18 protein-coding genes are annotated in these 19,496 nt (G+C 69.8%); 6 read left to right on the forward strand and 12 right to left on the reverse strand.

All coding sequences use genetic code 11. The annotated features are described in order from the left end of the window. Nucleotides 1-85: 85 nt before the first annotated feature. The gene (locus AC1MFI_RS14570; protein WP_479817765.1) at nucleotides 86-1,684 is read right to left on the reverse strand and encodes an ABC-F family ATP-binding cassette domain-containing protein; all 1,599 of its coding nucleotides are present in this window, start codon (nucleotides 1,682-1,684) and stop codon (nucleotides 86-88) included. A 171-nt stretch (nucleotides 1,685-1,855) separates the two neighbouring features. Here AC1MFI_RS14570 and AC1MFI_RS14575 point away from each other — a divergent pair, with 171 nt between their 5' ends. The 3 genes from AC1MFI_RS14575 to AC1MFI_RS14585 are packed head-to-tail and all read left to right on the forward strand — an operon-like array spanning nucleotide 1,856 to nucleotide 3,839. After that, nucleotides 1,856-2,491 carry a biotin transporter BioY gene (locus AC1MFI_RS14575; protein ID WP_479817766.1) on the forward strand — a complete coding sequence of 212 codons (636 nt, stop codon included), beginning with the start codon at nucleotides 1,856-1,858 and terminating at the stop codon, nucleotides 2,489-2,491. After that, entirely contained in the window at nucleotides 2,488-3,189 is a 702-nt protein-coding gene (locus AC1MFI_RS14580; protein ID WP_479817767.1) for an energy-coupling factor ABC transporter ATP-binding protein, read from the forward strand. The genes AC1MFI_RS14575 and AC1MFI_RS14580 overlap by 4 nt, the downstream gene beginning before the upstream one ends. Further along, on the forward strand, nucleotides 3,186-3,839 hold the full coding sequence (locus AC1MFI_RS14585; RefSeq protein ID WP_479817769.1) for an energy-coupling factor transporter transmembrane component T family protein: 654 nt from the start codon (nucleotides 3,186-3,188) through the stop codon (nucleotides 3,837-3,839). Before AC1MFI_RS14580 ends, AC1MFI_RS14585 begins: the two co-directional genes overlap by 4 nt. 40 nt (nucleotides 3,840-3,879) lie before the next feature. On the opposite strand, the gene AC1MFI_RS14590 is transcribed toward AC1MFI_RS14585, so the two are convergent. The 9 genes from AC1MFI_RS14590 to AC1MFI_RS14630 all read right to left on the reverse strand — a co-directional run bounded on the left by AC1MFI_RS14590 (nucleotide 3,880) and on the right by AC1MFI_RS14630 (nucleotide 14,369). After that, a complete protein-coding gene (locus tag AC1MFI_RS14590; protein WP_479817771.1) occupies nucleotides 3,880-6,255 on the reverse strand; it encodes an HAD-IC family P-type ATPase in 2,376 nt (791 codons plus the stop codon). A 118-nt stretch (nucleotides 6,256-6,373) separates the two neighbouring features. Next, on the reverse strand, nucleotides 6,374-8,023 hold the full coding sequence (locus AC1MFI_RS14595) for an ABC transporter permease (RefSeq protein ID WP_479817772.1): 1,650 nt from the start codon (nucleotides 8,021-8,023) through the stop codon (nucleotides 6,374-6,376). Then, complete coding sequence (locus AC1MFI_RS14600; protein ID WP_479817773.1) at nucleotides 8,020-8,961, reverse strand: ABC transporter ATP-binding protein; 942 nt, start codon at nucleotides 8,959-8,961, stop codon at nucleotides 8,020-8,022. Before AC1MFI_RS14600 ends, AC1MFI_RS14595 begins: the two co-directional genes overlap by 4 nt. 156 nt (nucleotides 8,962-9,117) lie before the next feature. Next, on the reverse strand, nucleotides 9,118-9,447 hold the full coding sequence (locus AC1MFI_RS14605; RefSeq protein WP_400484097.1) for a metal-sulfur cluster assembly factor: 330 nt from the start codon (nucleotides 9,445-9,447) through the stop codon (nucleotides 9,118-9,120). A gap of 60 nt (nucleotides 9,448-9,507) precedes the next feature. Further along, a complete protein-coding gene (gene sufC / locus AC1MFI_RS14610; RefSeq protein ID WP_400484098.1) occupies nucleotides 9,508-10,275 on the reverse strand; it encodes a Fe-S cluster assembly ATPase SufC in 768 nt (255 codons plus the stop codon). 62 nt (nucleotides 10,276-10,337) lie between these two features. Further along, on the reverse strand, nucleotides 10,338-10,697 hold the full coding sequence (locus AC1MFI_RS14615; protein ID WP_400484099.1) for a non-heme iron oxygenase ferredoxin subunit: 360 nt from the start codon (nucleotides 10,695-10,697) through the stop codon (nucleotides 10,338-10,340). Continuing rightward, nucleotides 10,697-12,031 (reverse strand): Fe-S cluster assembly protein SufD, encoded by a 1,335-nt coding sequence (gene sufD, locus AC1MFI_RS14620; RefSeq protein ID WP_479817776.1) that lies wholly within the window; start codon nucleotides 12,029-12,031, stop codon nucleotides 10,697-10,699. Before sufD ends, AC1MFI_RS14615 begins: the two co-directional genes overlap by 1 nt. 2 nt (nucleotides 12,032-12,033) lie before the next feature. Further along, entirely contained in the window at nucleotides 12,034-13,506 is a 1,473-nt protein-coding gene (sufB, locus tag AC1MFI_RS14625; RefSeq protein WP_479817777.1) for a Fe-S cluster assembly protein SufB, read from the reverse strand. Then, complete coding sequence (locus AC1MFI_RS14630; protein ID WP_479820900.1) at nucleotides 13,506-14,369, reverse strand: helix-turn-helix transcriptional regulator; 864 nt, start codon at nucleotides 14,367-14,369, stop codon at nucleotides 13,506-13,508. Before AC1MFI_RS14630 ends, sufB begins: the two co-directional genes overlap by 1 nt. Before the next feature lie 194 nt (nucleotides 14,370-14,563). Between AC1MFI_RS14630 and AC1MFI_RS14635 the strand changes: the two genes are divergently transcribed. The 3 genes from AC1MFI_RS14635 to AC1MFI_RS14645 are packed head-to-tail and all read left to right on the forward strand — an operon-like array spanning nucleotide 14,564 to nucleotide 17,291. Next, complete coding sequence (locus AC1MFI_RS14635; RefSeq protein ID WP_479817778.1) at nucleotides 14,564-15,514, forward strand: ABC transporter ATP-binding protein; 951 nt, start codon at nucleotides 14,564-14,566, stop codon at nucleotides 15,512-15,514. Then, nucleotides 15,511-16,314 (forward strand): ABC transporter permease, encoded by an 804-nt coding sequence (locus AC1MFI_RS14640; RefSeq protein ID WP_479817779.1) that lies wholly within the window; start codon nucleotides 15,511-15,513, stop codon nucleotides 16,312-16,314. The genes AC1MFI_RS14635 and AC1MFI_RS14640 overlap by 4 nt, the downstream gene beginning before the upstream one ends. Nucleotides 16,315-16,319: 5 nt before the next feature. Continuing rightward, nucleotides 16,320-17,291 (forward strand): COX15/CtaA family protein, encoded by a 972-nt coding sequence (locus AC1MFI_RS14645; protein ID WP_479817780.1) that lies wholly within the window; start codon nucleotides 16,320-16,322, stop codon nucleotides 17,289-17,291. A 33-nt stretch (nucleotides 17,292-17,324) separates the two neighbouring features. Here the strand turns inward: AC1MFI_RS14645 and AC1MFI_RS14650 are convergent, their stop codons facing one another. Together AC1MFI_RS14650 and AC1MFI_RS14655 are read right to left on the reverse strand one after the other, a co-directional pair. After that, nucleotides 17,325-18,224: a dihydrodipicolinate synthase family protein gene (locus tag AC1MFI_RS14650; RefSeq protein WP_479817781.1), complete on the reverse strand. Its 900-nt coding sequence runs from the start codon at nucleotides 18,222-18,224 to the stop codon at nucleotides 17,325-17,327. A gap of 91 nt (nucleotides 18,225-18,315) precedes the next feature. Then, nucleotides 18,316-19,260: a heme o synthase gene (locus AC1MFI_RS14655; protein WP_479817783.1), complete on the reverse strand. Its 945-nt coding sequence runs from the start codon at nucleotides 19,258-19,260 to the stop codon at nucleotides 18,316-18,318. Nucleotides 19,261-19,496 lie beyond the last annotated feature (236 nt).

Raw genomic sequence — 19,496 nt, forward strand, 5'->3', positions numbered from 1 at the left:
CGTGCACGGGCGGAGGCGCCCCCTGCACGCGCTCGAATAGATCGAATCGGCGTGACGACGGAGTCAGGCGGCCGGGATACCGGACCTAGGCCAGGGTGACGAGCTCCAGGTAATCCTGGTTCCACAGGTCCTCCACGCCGTCAGGCAGGAGGACCACCCGCTCCGGGTCCAGCGCGTCGACGGCGCCCTCGTCGTGGCTGACCATGACCACGGCGCCGCTGTAGTTCTTGAGCGCTCCAAGGATCTCGGCGCGGCTGGCCGGATCAAGGTTGTTCGTGGGCTCGTCCAGCAGCAGCACGTTGGCGGAGGACGCGACGATCGTGGCGAGGGCCAACCGCGTCTTCTCCCCACCGGAGAGCACCCCGGCCGGCTTGTTGACGTCATCGCCCGAGAAGAGGAACGAACCGAGGATGCCGCGGACCTCCGCGTCCTGCATGTCCGGTGCCGAGGACTTCATGTTCTCGAGGACCGTGCGCTGTGTGTCCAGGGTCTCGTGCTCCTGGGCGTAGTACCCGACCTTGAGGCCGTGCCCCGCGATGACCTTCCCCGTATCGGGCGTGTCCACGCCCGCCAGCATTCGTAGCAGCGTCGTCTTCCCTGCACCGTTGAGTCCGAGGATCACCACCTTGGAACCGCGATCGATCGCGAGGTCGACGTCGGTGAAGATCTCGAGCGAGCCGTAGGACTTGCTGAGCCCCTCCGCCGTCATGGGCGTCTTGCCACAGGGGGACGGCTCCGGGAAACGCAGGGCGGCCACACGGTCCGAGGCACGGACGGCGTCGAGCCCGCCGAGCAGGCGTTCGGCGCGCTTGGCCATGTTCTGCGCCGCGACGGCCTTCGAGGCCTTCGCGCGCATCTTGTTGGCCTGGTCCATGAGGACCTGCGCCTTCTTCTCGGCATTCGCGCGTTCACGCTTGCGCGCCCGCTCGTCCGTCTCGCGTTGCTGCTGGTAGCGCTTCCAGCCCATGTTGTAGATGTCGATCGTCGCTCGGTTCGCATCCAGCTGGAACACCTTGTTCACCGTGGCCTCGAGCAGCTCCACGTCGTGGCTGATCACGATCAGCCCGCCCTGGTGGTTCTTCAGGAAGTCCCGCAGCCAGGTGATGGAATCGGCGTCGAGGTGGTTGGTCGGCTCGTCGAGGAGCATGGTCTCCGCGCCCGAGAAGAGGATCCGGGCGAGCTCCACGCGCCGGCGCTGGCCGCCGGAGAGGGTCTTGAGGGGCTGGTTGAGGATGCGCTCGGGCAGCGCGAGGTTCGAGGAGATGGACGCCGCCTCGGCCTCGGCGGCGTAGCCGCCACCGGCCAGGAAGGCGGCCTCGATGCGGTCGTAGCGGGCCATCGCCTTGTTCCGGACGGAGGTCTTCTCGCTCGCCATGTCCTCCTGCGCCTGGCGCAACTCCCCGACGACGGCGTCGAGGTTGCGTGCCGAGAGGATGCGGTCGCGGGCGAGCTGCTCCATGTTCGGGGTGCGCGGGTCCTGCGGCAGGTAGCCGATCTCGCCCGAGCGGGTCACGTTTCCGCCTGCCGGCAGCGACTCCCCCGCCAGCACCTTGGTGAGCGTCGTCTTGCCGGCGCCGTTGCGTCCCACGAGTCCGATCTTGTCGCCCTTGTCCACGCGGAAGGACACCTCGTCCATGAGCAGGCGGGCGCCGGCCCGGAGCTCGAGGTTCGATACATTGATCACGGTGAGGCCTTTCGATGGTGCCAGAGACGGCGTTTTGTTGTAGGAATCCCACAAGGGATCCCCGGTTGACCGGCGCTAGTCTCGGTACAGAAGCAGTAACAGCTGGAGGAAGCCGACAAATCACCGGATCGGCCGGTGCGACTCCGGCCCGCTGCTGAAGGAGCGTGTGCCATGCAGCCAGCCGAGGAAACCCTTGCCGGATCGACCGGCAGCAGCCGGCCGTCGTCCAGAGATCGGTGGGATACCACCGATCTCTCGCTGGTCGCGGTCTTCGCCGCCCTCATTGCCGCCCTTGCAATCTTACCCGGTATCCCGGTCGGCCCGCTCGGGGTGCCCATCACGCTCCAGACCCTCGGGGTGATGCTCGCCGGCATCGTGCTCGGCCCTGCGCGCGGAGCGGCCGCCGTCCTCCTGTACCTCGCCGCCGGACTGATCGGCCTGCCGGTCTTCAGCGGTTTCAGCGGAGGCTTCGCGGTCCTGGCCGGGCCATCGGCCGGATACCTCCTGGCCTTCCCCCTCGCGGCCCTCGTCGCCGGGTTGCTGGCCGTGGTCGTCGTCCGCAGGGCGACGCGGTTCCGGAGCGGACTCCTCTTCCTCGCCTGCCTCGCTGCGAGCCTGCTCACCATCCATCCGCTGGGCGTGGCGGGCCTCATGGTCAATGCGGGGCTGCCCCTTCAGGACGCGATCGTCGTCGACGCCGCCTACCTCCCCGGTGACGTGCTCAAGAACGTCCTCGCAGCGGTGATCGCGGTATCGGTCCACCGTGCCTTCCCGCGGCTCCTTGCCGGGCAGCGGCCCACTGCGTGATCGAGTTCCGGAATGCGGAGGTCCGCACGGACGACGGCGAGCGGACCCTCCTCCATCCACTGACGCTGACCCTGTCCGAGCAGCGGGTCTCCGTGATCGGGCCCAACGGATCCGGCAAGTCCACCCTCCTGCGACTCGTCAACGGGCTCCTCGTCCCGTCCAGGGGGTCGGTCGCGGTGTTCGGCAGGGATACCAGGACCGCGGGCAGTGCCGTGCGCCGTACCGTCGGTTTCGTCTTCACGGATCCCCTGTCGCAGCTCGTGATGCCCACCGGGCGCGAGGACGTGGAACTGTCCCTCCGTACCAGGAAACTGCCCGCAGCCGATCGCCGGCAGCGCGCCGAAGACCTCCTGCATCGCTTCGGCCTCGAGCATCTCGCGGACCGCAGCATCTACGATCTCTCCGGTGGCGAGCGGCAGATCCTCGCCCTCGCCGTCGTCCTCGCGGTAGAACCGCGGGTCCTCGTCGCGGACGAACCGACCACGCTGCTCGACCTGCGCAACGACGCGCGCGTCCGGGCGCTCATCGGAGGGCTCCCCCAGCAGGTCGTCTTCACCACCCACAACCTCGAGTTCGCCCTCGAGAGCGATCGGACTCTCGTGATCGACGGCGGCAGGGTCGTCTTCGACGGCGAACCGCACGAGGCCGTCGCACGGTACCGGAACCTGGCTGCCGTGCCCGGCCCGGAGCACCCATGAGGGGCTTCGGGAGCACGCTCGGCCTCTATGAACCCGGCCGGGGCTTCCTGTACCGCGCGCCCCTGGCCCTCAAGGCGGGGGCCTCCCTCGCCTGTGCCGTCGCCGTGGTCGGCTGGCGCTCCCCACCGTCGACCGCCGTCGCCCTGGTGGTGGCCCTCGCCGCCCTGGTGGCCGGTGCGCACGTACCTCCCGCGAGGATCCTGCGGATGCTGCTGCCGGCCGCGCCGGTCCTCGCTGTCCTCGCGCTCTACCAGGGCATCGCGCAGGATTGGCTGCGTGCCTTCGTCGTGGTGGGCGGGATCACCGCGTGCCTGCTCGCAGCGCGGGCCCTGACACTCACCACTCCCACGCAGGTCCTGCTCGACGGCGTCGTCCGCCTCGTGCGTCCCTTCCGGGCGGTCGGCGCCGATCCGGAACGGTTCGCCCTGGCCCTGTCGATCATGCTGAGGAGCATCCCCTACCTCGCGGGACTCTCCGTGGACGTCCGGGAAGCGGCACGGGCGCGCGGACTCGAACGCAGTCCCCGCGTGGCCGTCACCCCGCTGGTCGTCGGCGCGGTCGCGTACGCGCACCGGACGGGTGAGGCGCTTGCGGCGAGGGGCCTCGGCGACCACGACGAGGACGACCCCGACGACGTGCCGGACGCATAGGCGGCGCGCCGAAGCGGCCGTGGTGGTGCCGGGGAGCGGGTCAGGGCCGGATGGCGCGGTGCACGACCTCGAGGACCAGGCTGGCGACGACGGACACGCCGACGGCAACGGATACCAGCTCCGGCGAGGGCACCCCGAGTTCGAGGAAGGTCCGGGCGTCCGGCAGGGACAGGACCAGGACGAAACCGCCGTAGGCGCCGAGGACGATGCCCGCCGTGACCCTGGTCAAGGGTCGGGCGAGGACGACGAGCACCCACATCGCGCTGAGCGTGAGCGTGATGACGGCCGTCGTCCGGACATCGTCGATCGGCGCGCCGACTCCTGCATGGGTGTACGCGACGGCCCCGATCACCGCGAAGGCCACCACGGCGCCGGACGGCACGCACAACCGCGCCACCCTCCGCAGGAACCCCGGGCGGTACCGCGGGGAGTTCGGGAGGAGGGCGAGCACCAGGGCCGGGAGACCGATCGTGAGCCCGTCGACGACGGACAGCTGCCGTGGCAGGAACGGGAAGGGCCAGAGAAGCGCCCCGAAGACCAGGGCGAGCAGCACCGCGTAGACGGTCTTGGACAGGAAGAGCTTGGCGACCCGCTCGACATTCGCGATCACCTGCCTGCCCTCCGCCACGATGCCGGGAAGCGCCGAAAATGCTCCGTCGAGCAGCACGAGGTTGGCTACGGCCCTCGCTGCCGGCGCGCCGGATCCCATCGCGATGCCCAGATCGGCGTGCTTGAGTGCCAGGGTGTCGTTGATGCCGTCCCCGGTCATCGCCACGGTGTGACCGAGCGACTGCAGCGCGAGCACCATGTCCTTCTTCTGGTCCGGGGTGACCCGGCCGAAGACGCTCTCGGTCGCGAGGACGTCGGCGAGTGCTTCCCGCTCGCCGGGGAGCGTCCGAGCGTCGACGCCGTTCAGCTCGCCGGGGAGCCCCACCTCTCGGGCGACTGCGAGGACGGTACCCGGATCATCACCGGAGATGACGATCACCCGCACGCCCTGCTCGCCGAAGTAGCGGATCGTCTGCGCGGCATCAGCACGGACACGCTCGCGGAGGACCACCATCGCGACCGGCCGCAGTTCGTCCGGCAGGACCGGCTCCTTCGCGTCCGTGCTCGCGGGGAACGGCAGGAGCGAGTGCGCCAGAACCAGTGTCCTGCCTCCCGAGGCGGCGGTCGCTGCGGCCCGATCGGCCATGCCGTCCCCGTGGCCGGCTCCGCCCAGCACAACATCCGCTCCGCCGAGGACCCAGGAGCCACGCATGCTGCCGGCCGGGAAATGGGCGCCGCTCCATTTGTGGCGGCTCGAGAACGGCACCGTCGCATCCGGAGGGGCCGCTGCGGTCGCTCCGCCGAGATCCCCGGCTCCGACGGCCAGCGCGGTCGCGTTCGCCGCCGGGTCGCTGCCGAACCAGGCGAGCGCCCGCTGCCACCCGTCGGGGGCCCCGTCCACCGGCTCCAGCCGGTCCAGGGCGAACAGGCCCTCCGTCAGCGTTCCGGTCTTGTCCACGCACAGTACGTCCACGCGTGCCAGTCCCTCCACGGCGGCGAGTTCGTGGAGCAGCACCCGCCGCCGGGCCAGCCGGGCCGCGCCGACGGCGAGCGCCACGGATGTCATGAACACCAGGCCGGCCGGCACCATCGCGATGATGCTCGCGACCGCTGCGATGGTGGCCCCGCGCCACCCCTCGCTCGACAGTGCGGCGGACCATCCGCCGACGGCCTGCATCTGGCCGTTGAGCACGATCGCCGTGACCGGGAGCAGGCCGAGCGAGATCCAACGGATGACGCGACCGATCGAGCGCCGCAGCTCGCTGTCGACGAGTGAGAACTGCCGGGCTTCCGAGGTGATGCGCGCCGCATACGCCTCGGCTCCGACGCGGACGACGCGTGCCAACCCCGCACCGGCGGCGATGGTCGATCCGCTCAGCACCTCACGCCCGATCGGCACGGCCACGGGAGCCGCTTCGCCCGTGAGCAGGGACTCGTCGACCTCCAGTTCCCGGCATTCGACGATCTCGGCGTCCGCCGGCACCTGCTCCCCGGGTCGCAGGACGAGCAGGTCGTCGAGGACGACGGCGGCGACGGCGCATTCGGTGTCGACGCCGTCACGGCGCACGAGCGCCCGCGGGGCGTTGAGCACGGCCAGGCGCATCAGGGTGCGCCTGGCCGTGAACTCCTGCACCACGCCGATGAGCGTGTTCGCGACGACGAAGACCCCGAAGAGGGCGTCCTGCCACGCTCCGAGCAGCAGCAGCGCCAGGAAGCAGCCACCGACGACCGCGTTGAAGAGGGTGAGCACATTGGCCTGCAGGATGCGGACGATCGACCGCCCGGTCGTGTCGGGCCGGGTGTTGACGAGCCCCCGGGCCCTCCGGTCCAGCACGTCGGCCGTGCTCAGTCCGGGCCACCTGCTCACGATCGAGAGCCTACTCCCCGTGCCGGGCGCGGTGATCGGACCCCCGCCGGTCCGCCCGCCGGTCCGCCCGTCGGGCGCACGTCCGGCGATCGCGTGCTGCACCCGGACGGTCGGCGGCTCACGCCCTCACGGGCTCCCAGCGGAACCGACGCGCCGCGAGCACCCCGGCGGCGGCCGTCCACGACGCCAGCACGAGGATGTCCAGCCACGGCACCTCGGCCCCCGCCACGTCCCATGCCGCGACCAGCCCGTTCTGCAGGTGCTTGAGCGGGAAGAGCGACCCGACACTACCCATCCATTCCGGTCCGTCGTTCAGGAAGACGTCCGAGAAGAAGGAGAGGAGGAAGAGGAGGACCAGGCCGACAGTGCCGACAGCCCGTGCGTTCGGCACCAGGGTGGCCAGCAGTAACCCGCACGCCGCCAGGCAGACGGAACCGAGCAGGAGGACCACCAGCCCGAGCAGCAGCCCGGCCGGGCCGATCCGAAGGCCGTATGCCACCGCTCCGAGCAGGAGGATGGCGGCAAGGATGACCACCGTGAGCGTGAAGGCCGCGACGGTCCTCCCGGCAAGGTATTCCACGGCCGTCAGCGGTGTTCCGCGCATGCGCTTGAGCTGGCCGGAATCGCGGGCGCGGGCGACACTCTCCGAGAGGTTCATGAACATGGCGACGCCCGCACCCCACGTGACCATGCTGGCACCGATGACCAGTACCGCAGGTCGGCCATCGGCCGTCGTGTCGCTCGGCTGGACGGTCACCAGCAGCGTGAAGAGACCGACGGGCAGGACGACCGAGAAGAACACATCACCCGGCCGCCGCACCGTGCCACGCAGCGCCGCCCCCGCCTGATGCTCGAGGAGCGCGAGGGCGGAGGGCCGGCGGACCTCGGTCGTCCTGGGTTCGTCCGGCGACGCACCCGCGGACGCACCCGCGGTTGACAACGCCCTGGACGGCCGACGTGGGGCGCCGGCGGCGCGGGAGCCCTCCCACCGGAAGGCACGCAGGCTGACCAGGGTGCCGACGAGGAGCCAGGCCGCGATGACCGCGAGCTTCGCAGGGTGCCAGCCGTCTCCTGGCAGGAAGGGGTTGAACTGGTCCTGCAGGGAGTCGGCGTACGGTTTCAGCGGGAACACCGACGCAACGTCGTCGAGCCAGGCCGGCAGGGCTCCACCCACGAAGAAGAGCCCCGAGATGAAGGAGAGCACCACGGCCGCCCCGATGGAAGCGGCCTCGGCGATGGACGCGGACGGGCTCAGCGATCCGATCGCGAGGCCGACGGCCGAGAACGCCATCCCCCCGAGGACCAGGGTGACGACCGTGGCGAGGAGCGTCTCCGGGCGCAGACGGACCTCGTACAGCAGAACGGCGAGCAGCACCGTCACCACGAGCGAGCCCAGCGCGAACAGCAGCGCGGCGCCGATCTGCCCGAAGAAATAGCACCAGGCGGGAAGGGGCGTTCCGCGCAGGCGCTTCAGCACACCGCGCTCCCGGGCCTCCGCCACGGAGATCGCCACCGGGGGCAGGGTGGCGTAGAAGGTACCCATCGCGATCGCGGTCGGTGCCGCGAACTGCATGACCCGCACGCCGTCCTCGCCCACGGCGTCGTTGCCGGCGAGCAGTCCGACCACGAGCAGCCAGAGCAGGGGCATCGCGAAGGTGAAGATCAGCACCACCTGCGTCCGCCACAGCGCGCGCAGGGCGTGCACCAGCTGGTCACGGGCGATGCGGACGGAGACTGCCCGGCCGGCAGCAGATGCCTCGCCGATCATGCCCGGCCCCCCGGGGCTGCGGCGTCCTCCCGCTCCGCTCCGCCCGCGGGGCCGACGAGCGCAAGGTAGGCGTCCTCGAGCGAGGGACGGCGGACTTCGAGCGCAGGCAGTTCGATCCCGTGCCCGAGCGCCCAGCCCGAGAGGGCATGGAGCACCGCCGCAGGGTGCACCGTGGACAGCGTCCACCCCGCACCATCGGGGACCGGCGGGCAGCCGAGTTCCGGAAGACTCGTCACGGGAACTCCCCGCGGTATCCGGAAGGAGACCACGACGCCGCGCTGCCCGGACGTCAGGTCCGCCGGTGTCCCCATCGCCACGATGCGGCCCTGGACCATGACGGCCACGCGATCGGCGAGATGTTCCGCCTCGTCGAGGTAGTGCGTCGTCAGGAGGACGGTCTTCCCCAGGTCTCGCAGGCCCTCCACCAGCTCCCACGCGTGATGTCGTGCGGACGGGTCGAAGCCCGTGGTCGGTTCGTCGAGGAAGAGCATCTCGGGATCTCCGACCAGGCCGAGCGCGAGATCGAGCCGGCGACGCTGGCCGCCCGAGAGGGTCTTTACCCGCGCGTTCCGCTTCTCGGCGAGCCCCACCTGATCGATCAGCGCATCCACCGCCAGCCGGCGCGGGTACAGTCCGCGCTGCAGGTTCAGGAGCTCGGCGACGGTGAAGTCCTCGTCGAAGCCGGCATCCTGGAGCACGATTCCGATCCGCTCGAGGAACCCGCGCTCGTGCATCGCCGGATCGAACCCGAGCACCGACACCGCGCCGGAGTCAGCGCGTCGGTGTCCCTCCAGGATCTCTACCGTCGTCGTCTTGCCGGCGCCGTTCGGCCCGAGCAGTGCGAACACCTCCCCGGGTTCCACCACGAACGAGACCCCGTCGACCACCACGACGTCGTCGTACGACTTCCGGAGGTCCCGGACCTCTACTGCGGCCATCGCGTGTCCCGTCTGGTAGGTTGCCTCTGACCCACCGTAGGACGGCCACTGCACGACGACCAGGGCCGAAGGTCACCTCGGAACCGGGGCCGGAGACGCCGGAAGGGCGGTGCCAGCCGCCACTGGAACCGCCCTCCCGTACTGCTGCCGGACCGCTCAGATGTTGAAGCCGAGGGCCCGCATCTGGTCGCGGCCGTCCTCGGTGATCTTCTCGGGACCCCATGGCGGCATCCACACCCAGTTCAACCGCCACTCGTCGACCACGCCGTCCAGCGCCTGGCCCACCTGCTCCTCGAGCACGTCGGTCAGGGGGCACGCGGCGGTGGTGAGGGTCATGTCGATCAGGAGGGCGCCGTCCTCCGCATATGTCAGGCCGTAGAGGAGCCCGAGGTCGACGACGTTCACCCCGAGCTCCGGGTCGATCACGTCCCGCAGCGCTTCCTCGATGTCATCCAGCGCGGTCTGCGCCTGCTGCACATCACTCATCGAACTCTTCCTTTCACGCGACCTTCATACAGGGTGGCACGCGCACGTGCCGGGATGGTCCTAGGCTTCGGCCCCGGCCTGGGCCGTGAACCGATCGTAGCCCTCTTCCTCGAGGCGGTCGGCCAGTTCCGGCCCACCCTCCTCGGCGATCCGCCCGGCCACGAACACGTGGACGAAGTCCGGCTTGATGTAGCGCAGGATCCGCGTGTAGTGCGTGATGAGCAGCGTGCCCATCTCACCCTTCGAGTGCTCACGGTTGACTCCCTCGGAGACGACCTTGAGGGCGTCCACGTCGAGGCCGGAGTCGGTTTCGTCGAGGATCGCGAACTTCGGGCGGAAGAGTTCGAGCTGGAGGATCTCGACGCGCTTCTTCTCGCCGCCGGAGAAGCCTTCGTTGACGTTGCGCTGGGCGAAATCGGCGTCGATGCGCAGCTGTGCCATGGCCGTCTTGACGTCCTTGGTCCAGTGCCGCAGGCTCGGTGCTTCGCCGTCGAGGGCGGTCTTCGCCGTGCGCAGGAAGTTGGTCATCGTGACGCCGGGGACCTCCACCGGGTACTGCATGGCCAGGAAGAGACCGGCCCGTGCACGCTCGTCGACGCTCATGGACAGGACGTCCTCGCCGTCGAGCGTGATCGACCCGCTGTCGACCTTGTAGCGGGGGTGCCCGGCGATCGTCGACGCCAGGGTGGACTTGCCGGAACCGTTCGGGCCCATGATCGCGTGGGTCTCGCCGGTGTTGATCGTCAGCGTGACGCCCTTGAGGATGGGGATGTTGCCCTGCTCGGTGTCGATGCTGACGTGCAGGTCCTTGATTTCAAGTGTGGACATCGTGTTCTGTTCTCCTTCGCCTGCTGTGCAGGAAATGTGCAGGAAGTGCGGGGACGGCGGCGCTAGCCGAACTGCGGGGCGGGAGCTCCGTTGGTGACTGTCGTGATATCGACATAGACGCTGCCGTCATGGATCTCGAGCGCGAACACCGGGACGGGCTCGTACGCCGGGAGCTGGAGCGGCTGGCCGCTGCGCAGGTCGAACTGGGAACCGTGGCCCCAGCACTCGATGGCGCATCCTTCGACGTCGCCCTCGGACAGCGAGATGTCCGCGTGCGAGCAGGTGTCGCCGAGCGCATGGATCTCGCCGTCGGAGTCGCGGACGATCACGACGGGATAGTCGTCGATCAGCACGCGCAGCGCCTGCTTCACCTGGATGTCGTCGACATCGCAGATGAGCTCGCCGCGGGGAGCGTCCGCCATCAGAGGTTTCCTGCCGCGAGCTCGCGCTCGAGGGACTCGGAGAGACGCTCCTCCAGGGACGGCACCTTGATCTGCTGGATGACCTCGGTGAGGAAGCCGCGCACCACGAGGCGGCGTGCGGCCTTCTCGGGGATGCCGCGTGCCATCAGGTAGAAGAGGTGCTCGTCGTCGAACCGTCCGGTGGCACTGGCGTGGCCGGCACCCTCGATCAGGCCGGTCTCGATCTCCAGGTTCGGGACGGAGTCCGAGCGCGCGCCGTCCGTGAGGATCAGGTTGCGGTTGGTCTCGTAGGTGTCCGTGCCCTCGGCGGCCTTGCGGATCAGGACGTCGCCGACCCACACGGTGTGCGCGTCGGCGCCCTGCAGGGCGCCCTTGTAGGTGACGCGGGACTTGCAGTTCGGGACGGCGTGGTCCACCAGGAGGCGCTGCTCGAGGTGCTGGCCCGCGTCGGCGAAGTACAGTCCGTACATCTCGACCTCCGCGCCCGTGGCGGTGAAGATCGACGACGGCGTCAGACGCACCAGGTCTCCGCCGAGGCTGACGACCACGTGCTTGTAGCGGGCGTCCCGGCCCACCTTCGCCTGCTGCGAGGACACGTGCACCGCGTCGTCGTCCCATTCCTGGACGCTGACGACCGTGAGCTCCGCTCCGTCGCCGACGATGATCTCGACGTTCTGGGCGAGCGTCGCGGCACCGGAGTGGTCCAGCACGATGACGGCCTTCGAGAACGCCTCGGCGTTGATCAGGATGTGCTGCGCCGATGCCTCGGACGCCGACCCGGTGACGCTGACCATGACCTCGCCGTCGGCCACCGTCTCCTTGGGGATGGTGATGACCGTCGCCGTGGTGAAGGCGTTCCAGGCGGCTGCCGAGACGCGATCCTCGGGGGTGGCCGCGGTGCCCAGGCGGGCGTCGTCGCGGTCGACCGTCTCGACGGTGACGTTCCCCGCTCCCGTGACCTCGACTGCGGGAGCCGCACCCGTCAGGTCATCGGTGTGCAGGCCGCGGAGCCGCTTCAGGGGGGTGAACCGCCAGTCCTCCTCGAGTCCGGTCAGCGTCGGGAAGTCGGCGAGATCGAAGGACCTGCGGCGCTCCCCGCGTGATGCCTCGGGCACCACGGGGGCGTTGCCGTGGCTGTGCTTCTTCAGGCCGAGCTGCGCGGAGCCGGTGTTGCGCGAGGAGAGGCTTTCGCCCTCCTCCGTGAGCCCGTCGATCGCGGTCGAGGCGCCCGAGGGGGCGCCGAGGCGGGCCTTCTCGTCGAGGTCGCCGAGATCGGTGACCTCGTCCTCGCGGGCGGTGTCGGGTGAAATTTCGGTGTGGGTGGTCTCAGCCATCGCTAGCCTACGGCCCCTTCCATCTGCAGTTCGATCAGCCGGTTCAGCTCGAGCGCGTACTCCATGGGCAGTTCCCGCGCGATCGGCTCGATGAAGCCGCGCACGATCATGGCCATGGCCTCGTCCTCGGGAAGCCCGCGGGACATCAGGTAGAACAGCTGCTCCTCGCTGACACGCGACACGGTGGCCTCGTGGCCCATGGTGACGTCGTCCTCGCGGATGTCCACGTACGGGTACGTGTCCGAACGCGAGATGGTGTCCACCAGCAGCGCATCGCAGCGCACGGTGTTCGCGGAATGCTTCGCGCCGTCCCGCACCTGGACGAGTCCACGGTAGGCTGCGCGTCCGCCACCCCGGGCGACCGACTTCGAGATGATCGAGGACTTCGTGTTCGGTGCGATGTGCACCATCTTCGATCCGGTGTCCTGGTGCTGTCCCTCGCCGGCGAAGGCGATGGAGAGCGTCTCGCCCTTGGCGTGCTCGCCGACCAGGTAGACGGCCGGGTACTTCATGGTGACCTTCGACCCGATGTTGCCGTCGATCCACTCCATGGTCGCGCCCTCGTGCGCGATGGCGCGCTTGGTCACGAGGTTGTACACGTTGTTCGACCAGTTCTGGATGGTGGTGTAGCGGACGCGGGCGCCCTTCTTCACCACGATCTCGACGACGGCGGAGTGCAGCGAGTCGGACGTGTAGATCGGGGCGGTGCAGCCCTCGATGTAGTGCACGTACGAGTCCTCGTCCGCGATGATCAGCGTGCGCTCGAACTGGCCCATGTTCTCCGTGTTGATGCGGAAGTAGGCCTGCAGGGGGATCTCCACGTGGACGCCCTTGGGTACGTACACGAACGAGCCGCCGGACCACACGGCCGTGTTCAGCGAGGCGAACTTGTTGTCGCCCACGGGAATGATCGTGCCGAAGTACTCCTTGAAGATCTCCGGGTGCTCGCGCAGCGCGGTGTCCGTGTCCAGGAAGATGACGCCCTGGCGCTCGAGGTCCTCGCGGAGCTGGTGGTAGACCACCTCGGACTCGTACTGGGCGGCGACGCCGGACACCAGGCGCGCACGCTCGGCCTCGGGGATGCCGAGCTTCTCGTACGTGTTGCGGATGTCCTCGGGGAGGTCCTCCCACGTGTTCGCCTGCTTCTCCGTGGAGCGCACGAAGTACTTGATGTTGTCGAAGTCGATGCCGGAGAGGTCGGCGCCCCAGGCGGGCATCGGCTTGCGGTCGAAGTACTTCAGGCCCTTGAGGCGGAGATCGAGCATCCACTCGGGCTCGTTCTTCTTCGCGGAGATGTCGCGGACGACCTCCTCGCTCAGTCCCCGGCGGGCGTTGTCGCTGGCCTCGTTCTTGTCGGCCCACCCGTACTGGTAGGTGCCGATGCCCTCGAGCTCCGGGTTCTTCTCCAGGATGTCGCTGATCACCGACTCCGGCACTGGGGACGCGGCTGGCTTGCGGTCTACTTGATCCGTCATCATGGCCTTCCTTGCTGATGGATGGATAACGTTGCTGGGCTGCTGGGATCCGCCGCTTCCGGGGCCGCCGGCGAGGCGGTCCCGGGAGCGGCGGGGCCGGCCGGTGCGGCGGAAGCCGCCGTCGTCCGTCCCAGGGGTATGTGGGTGGTGCAGACATGGCCGCCGCCGGCCAGGGTGGAGAGGCGGCGGACGTCGACGCCGAGGAGCCGGGCGAACACATCGGTCTCCTGCTCGCAGAACGCGGGGAACGCCGAAGCGAGCCCCTGGATGGGGCAGTGACCCTGGCACAACTGGACGCTCAGCATGACGGGACGCGCGGCAGGCGTGCTCCGGCCCGCGCGTTCCTGCGGCATGCCCACCGTCTTGGTGGAGCCGACGAATCCGTCGGTCGTCAGGGCGCCCGCGAGTGCGTGGGCGCGTGCTTCGAGATCGGGTCCGGCCGCCTCCACGATGGGGCGGTAGCGCTCCTCCATGCCCGCGAACCGGGTGCGGGCGAAGTCCTCGATGGCCTCCGGGCCCGCAGCCGCGCCGAGCTGCGCCAGCGCGGCCGTCGCTATGTCGAGGTAGTCATCACCCAGCTTGGTCTGCCCACGCCGGCTCAGCACGTAGCGCCGGGCGGGACGGCCGGCTCCGGAGGCTGAACTGCGCACCCGCTTGACCTCGATCAGGCCGTCGGCGGAGAGTGCGTCGAGGTGCCGGCGCATGGCGGCGGGGGTGAAGCCGAGGCAGTCGCCCAGTTCGGCGGCGCTGACCGGACCCCGTTCGAGCACGGCGGACAGGACGCGGTCACGCGTGCGCTCGTCCGGATCCGGCGAGACGATCTGGGCCGTGAGGTCCACTGGCCGGGCAACGGTGTCCACCATGGCGCGTCCTGCGTCGGGGACACGACGGACTGCCGCGGAACCGGCGGCGCGGGGCGATGCGGTCACAGTCCATTCCTCCCGTTGGCGACAAAATACACAACATAAGCATGACCTAATGTATTCCGCCCCACCACTTAGGCGAGGCTACCCATCAGGGCCTCCGGGAGCACTACTACCTGACGTAGAATACTGGGGTGCCGACAACTGCCCCCGCCCTCGAGATCGACGGCCTGATCAAGGATTTCGGTCCGGTCGGCTCGCTCGACGGGCGGATGGTGCGCGTGCTCGACGGCGTCAGCCTGAGTGCCTCGCACGGGGCCATCACGGTGCTCCTCGGAGCGAACGGCGCCGGCAAGACGACGACGCTCGAGTGTGCGCAGGGTCTGCAGCGCGCGGACGGCGGCGTGGTGCGCCTCCTCGGCGAGGACCCCTACCGTGCGACCCCCGATCTCCGCGCCCGCGTCGGCGTCATGCTGCAGGACGGCGGGCTCCCCCCGTCGGTCCGGCCGATGGCCCTGCTGCGGCATGTCGCCTCCATGTACCACTCGCCCCTCCCCGTGGACGCGCTCGCCGAACGCCTCGGACTCGACGCGTTCGGTGCCGTCTCCATCCGCAGGCTCTCGGGCGGGCAGAAGCAGCGGCTGGCGCTCGCGTGCGCCCTCGTGGGCCGCCCCGAGGTCGTGTTCCTCGACGAACCGAGCGCCGGTCTCGACCCGCAGTCCCGCACCATCGTGTTCGACCTCGTCAAGGAACTGCGCGCCGACGGCCTCGCCGTCATCCTCACCACGCATTTGCTCGACGACGCGCAGAAGCTCGCCGACTACGTCTACATCATCGAGGGTGGTCGCACCGTCGCCGAGGGGACCGTCGCGGCGCTGACCGCGGACAAGGACACCGAGGGGATGCGCGAGCTGCGCTTCGAGACGCTGCCGGGCCTCACGCTCCCGGCCGATCTCCTCCCCCACCTGCACCAGCGCGAGACCGACCCCGGACAGTACGTCGTGCGCGGGTCGATCACCGCCTCCGACGTCGCGCGGCTGGCCCAGTGGTGGGCCGCGTGCGGAGTCATGCCCTCGGCAATCTCCATGGCGCCGCGCTCACTCGAGGACGTGTTCCTCGACATCTCCGGACGGAGCATCCGATGACCACCGGTGCAGCACCCCCTGCCGGCTCCCCCGCCGGGACCGCGACAGCCGCGAGCGGCGGGACAGCGGCACCCCTGCCGGTCCGCGTCCTTCGTCACGGCGCGTACGAGGCCCTGGCCATGCTCCGCAACGGCGAGCAGCTGGTGCTGGCGATCGTCCTGCCCCTGCTGGCGCTCACGGCCCTCGTCATCACGCCGCTGCTCGATGCCTACGGATCCAGTCGGATCGACATCGCGGCCCCGGGCGTCCTGGCCCTGTGCACCATGTCCACCGCCTTCACGGGCCAGGGCATCGCCACGGGCTTCGACCGCCGGTACGGAGTGCTCCGCTTCCTGTCGACGACGCCGCTCGGGCGGTCCGGCCTGATCCTCGGCAAGGCCGTCGCCGTCGCCACCGTCCTCGCCGTCCAGCTCGTGGTCATCGGTGGCGCCGCCCTGCTGATGGGGTGGTCGCCGCAGGCGGCGGGGATCCTGCCGGCGGTGTTCCTGCTGCTCATCGGCTCCGCTTCCTTCACCGCCCTCGGACTGCTCGTCGCGGGCACCCTCCGCCCGGAGGCCACGCTGGCCGTCACCAACCTCGTCTGGATCCTGCTCGCCGCAGCCGGCGGCGTGATCATCCCGGCGACGAGCCTCCCCGCTGCCGCCGAGCCGTTCGTCTCCGTGCTCCCGTCCGCCGCCCTCGGCGACGGGCTGCGGACCGCCCTGGTGGACGGGACCCTCGACCCCATCGCGTGCCTGGTGCTCCTCGCCTGGGCCGCCCTCGCCGGCCTGGCGGCCATCCGCTGGTTCAAATGGAGCTGACCACCATGACCCTTCCCACGCTCTCCCGCATCAACGGACGGCTCCCCCGGACCACGACGCCGGTCGTCCGCCGACTGGCGATCGCCTCACTCGTCTCGCAGATCGCCATCGTCGTGACGGGCGGCGCCGTGAGGCTCACCGCCTCCGGCCTGGGCTGCCCGGAGTGGCCTCGCTGCACGCCGGACTCCATCGTCACCACGCCCGAGATGGGCTTCCACGGCGTCATCGAGTTCGGGAACAGGCTCCTGACGTTCGTGCTCGTGCTGATCGCCGTCGCCATGATCGTCTCCGTGCTGGGTATGCGGCGGGAGCGCCGGGACCTCTTCCGCCTGTCGATCGGCCTCTTCCTGGGCATCCCCGCGCAGGCCGTGATCGGCGGCATCACCGTCTGGACGGGACTGAACCCCTGGATCGTGGGCCTGCACTTCCTCGTCTCGATGATCCTGGTCGCCCTGGCGACCCTGCTCGTCAATCGCGCCCGACTCTCGACGGAGCAGTACCGCGCGGAGCGATCCCCGGCCGCCTCGCCCCTGCTGCGCCAGCTGCTCGTCACGGCCACCGTCCTGACCTCGATCGCCATCGTGCTGGGGGTGGTCGTGACCGGCTCCGGACCTCATGCAGGGGACCATGGCGCCGCACGCAACGGGCTCGACCCGGACCTCGTGACGCGCCTGCACGCCCTCCCCGTGTACCTGCTCGTCGCCACGGTGGCCCTTGCTCTGGTCGTCGCCTACCGCTCGCCGGTCCACGCGAAACTGCGCAAGGCACTCGGGATCCTCGCCGCCGTCGTGCTGGTGCAGGGGGCCATCGGCTACACGCAGCACTTCCTGCACCTGCCGATCGTCCTCGTGGCACTGCACATGCTCGGGGCGTCGCTGCTCATGGCGGCGGTGATCCACGCGCAGTACACGGGTACCACGCGGAAGGCCCTGCCGGGGACGCACGCCGGGGCCAGGGCGCGCCAGGCCGTCTCCTAGGGCCGAGGACGGGGCCGGCCGAAGGACGCCGGGTCAGCGGTCGTCGAACTCGGACTCGAGGACGTCGAGGAGCCGCCCCAGCTCACGCAGTTCAGATCCCGGGCTCGGCAGCAGCGGAGGGCGCGGGTCCCCGGCCGCGACGCCGCACGCGCGCGCCAGGAGATGCAGCCCGCTGATCTTGCGCAGGCCGGCCACGTGGTCCACGAGGGGCCCGAGGACGTGGCGGACGCGGTCGATCTCCCGCTGATCCTCCCCCAGGACGGCGGCCCTCAGGCGCGCGTAGTAGTCCGGCAGCAGCGCGGCCGGCCCGCTGTGCCACGCGTCGGCCGCGACCTCACCCGTCATCATGAGCAGATCACCGCTCACGCCGTGACTGAAGGAGCCGGGCACGAGCTCGGCAAGTTCGGCGTGGCGCCCGTTGAAGGTGGCGGCGTCGGCTGCGGTGTCCTTGAACGCGACGACCTGCGGCAGCACGGCGAGTTCCGCGACCACCTGCAGCGAGTAGTCGAACTGGGTGGTGCCCGGGTTGTTGTAGAGGCAGACCGGCAGGTCCGTGGCGGCGCAGACCGCCCGGACCTGGGCCAGGACCTCGTCATCGGTGAGGGGTACGTAGGAGACCGGAGACAGCACGAGTCCCGCTGCGCCCGCCTCCTGGGCGTCGACGGCGGCATCGAGCACCTCGCGCGTACCCACGGAGCTGACGCCCACCGCGACCGGCAGTCGCCCGCCGACCGCCCCGATGGCGGTGCGGGCGACCAGCGAGCGTTCGGAGCGGTCGAGGTAGGCGAAGCTGCCCGAGGACCCGAGTACGGTGATCGCGTCGACGCGCGAGGCTGCGAGTCCGTCCACGAGGCCGGTCAGGGCTCCGACGGCCACTGTGCCATCGGCGGCGAAGGGAGTCAGGGGGTAGGCGATCAGGCCGGTGAAGTCCATGCACGCCAGCCTAGGGGGTGCGGCCCCCGGACCGGGTCGCGCCGCTCATCCCGGACGGAGTCCGGATCCGTCCGGGGGCCGTACCGCCGGCTCAGGGCAGGACGGCCGAGCCGACGAAGGGATCGATGGCCAGGGCCAGGAAGAGCACGGTGAGGTAGCTGATGGAGCCGTGGAAGACCTTCATCGCGGCCTTGCTGCTGAGCTCTCCCTGCTGGGCCAGGAAGTACAGCCGGTGGGACTCGCGGATGAACCATGCTCCGCCGATGAGCGCAGCGGCCGAGTAGACCCAGCCAGCGCCGGCGGGTATCAGCAGGAGCGAGCATGCCACCATGGCCCAGGCGTAGAGCACGACCTGCACGGACACCACGCGTGCCCCGGCGATCGCGCCGAGCATCGGGACGCTGGCCGCCCGGTAGTCGTCGCTGTACTTCATGGACAGCGGCCAGTAGTGCGGGGGTGTCCAGAGGAAGATGATGAGGAACAGGACGACGGCGGGCCACTCGACCGACCCGGTGACCGCCGCCCAGGCGATGAGGACCGGCATGCAGCCGGCGGCGCCGCCCCAGACGATGTTCTGCGAGGTGCGGCGCTTGAGCACCAGCGTGTACACGACGACGTAGAGGAAGATCGCGGCGACGCCGAGCATTCCAGCCAGCGGGTTCGCGCCGAACCACAGCACGACGATCGCCACGACGCCGAGGATCCAGGAGAACACGAGGGCCTCGCGCGGTGTCACCTCACCCGTGACGAGCGGCCGGTTCTCCGTCCGGTGCATCAGCTTGTCGATGTCGCGGTCGATGTAGCAGTTGAAGGCCCCGGCGCTGCCTGCTGCGAGGGCGCCGCCGATCATGGTGGCGAGGATGAGGCCGAGCGGGGGGAAACCGCCCTGCGCGAAGATCATGGTGGGAAGAGTGGTCACCAGGAGGAGTTCGATCACGCGGGGCTTCGTCAGAGCGAGGTAGGCCTTCGCTTTGCGGCCGAAACCCTGACGGGCCTGCGGGGAACGTGCCGGAGCAGGAACCTGCTGGGTCTTCACAAGGCAACACTTTCGTTTCTTCCGGAGTAAAAGACAATGTCCATCATACCCTTTTACGCTCTGTAGAAATTGGCGCCGGGCCATGCGGACCCGGCGCTTGCCGGGGTGTGCCGTCCGTGCCCGCCGGGGCCTGCCTGCCGGGCTGCTCCCGGGGCCCTGCCCCGGCTGCCGTGCAACCCCGGGATGTGAGTTACGACATTCTTCGACTCCCAGGCCGCAACGTGAGCCGGAAGGGA

This window comes from Arthrobacter sp. BC5 (assembly GCF_056680255.1).

Coding starts and splice junctions, on each gene's coding strand:
- AC1MFI_RS14595 (WP_479817772.1), bottom strand. CDS start 8,023: ATGATCGGCGAGGCATCTGCTGCCGGCCGGGCAGTCTCCGTCCGCATC.
- AC1MFI_RS14640 (WP_479817779.1), top strand. CDS start 15,511: ATGACCACCGGTGCAGCACCCCCTGCCGGCTCCCCCGCCGGGACCGCG.
- sufC (WP_400484098.1), bottom strand. CDS start 10,275: ATGTCCACACTTGAAATCAAGGACCTGCACGTCAGCATCGACACCGAG.
- AC1MFI_RS14605 (WP_400484097.1), bottom strand. CDS start 9,447: ATGAGTGATGTGCAGCAGGCGCAGACCGCGCTGGATGACATCGAGGAA.
- AC1MFI_RS14585 (WP_479817769.1), top strand. CDS start 3,186: ATGAGGGGCTTCGGGAGCACGCTCGGCCTCTATGAACCCGGCCGGGGC.
- sufD (WP_479817776.1), bottom strand. CDS start 12,031: ATGGCTGAGACCACCCACACCGAAATTTCACCCGACACCGCCCGCGAG.
- AC1MFI_RS14600 (WP_479817773.1), bottom strand. CDS start 8,961: ATGGCCGCAGTAGAGGTCCGGGACCTCCGGAAGTCGTACGACGACGTC.
- AC1MFI_RS14630 (WP_479820900.1), bottom strand. CDS start 14,369: ATGGTGGACACCGTTGCCCGGCCAGTGGACCTCACGGCCCAGATCGTC.
- AC1MFI_RS14645 (WP_479817780.1), top strand. CDS start 16,320: ATGACCCTTCCCACGCTCTCCCGCATCAACGGACGGCTCCCCCGGACC.
- AC1MFI_RS14650 (WP_479817781.1), bottom strand. CDS start 18,224: ATGGACTTCACCGGCCTGATCGCCTACCCCCTGACTCCCTTCGCCGCC.
- sufB (WP_479817777.1), bottom strand. CDS start 13,506: ATGACGGATCAAGTAGACCGCAAGCCAGCCGCGTCCCCAGTGCCGGAG.
- AC1MFI_RS14615 (WP_400484099.1), bottom strand. CDS start 10,697: ATGGCGGACGCTCCCCGCGGCGAGCTCATCTGCGATGTCGACGACATC.
- AC1MFI_RS14575 (WP_479817766.1), top strand. CDS start 1,856: ATGCAGCCAGCCGAGGAAACCCTTGCCGGATCGACCGGCAGCAGCCGG.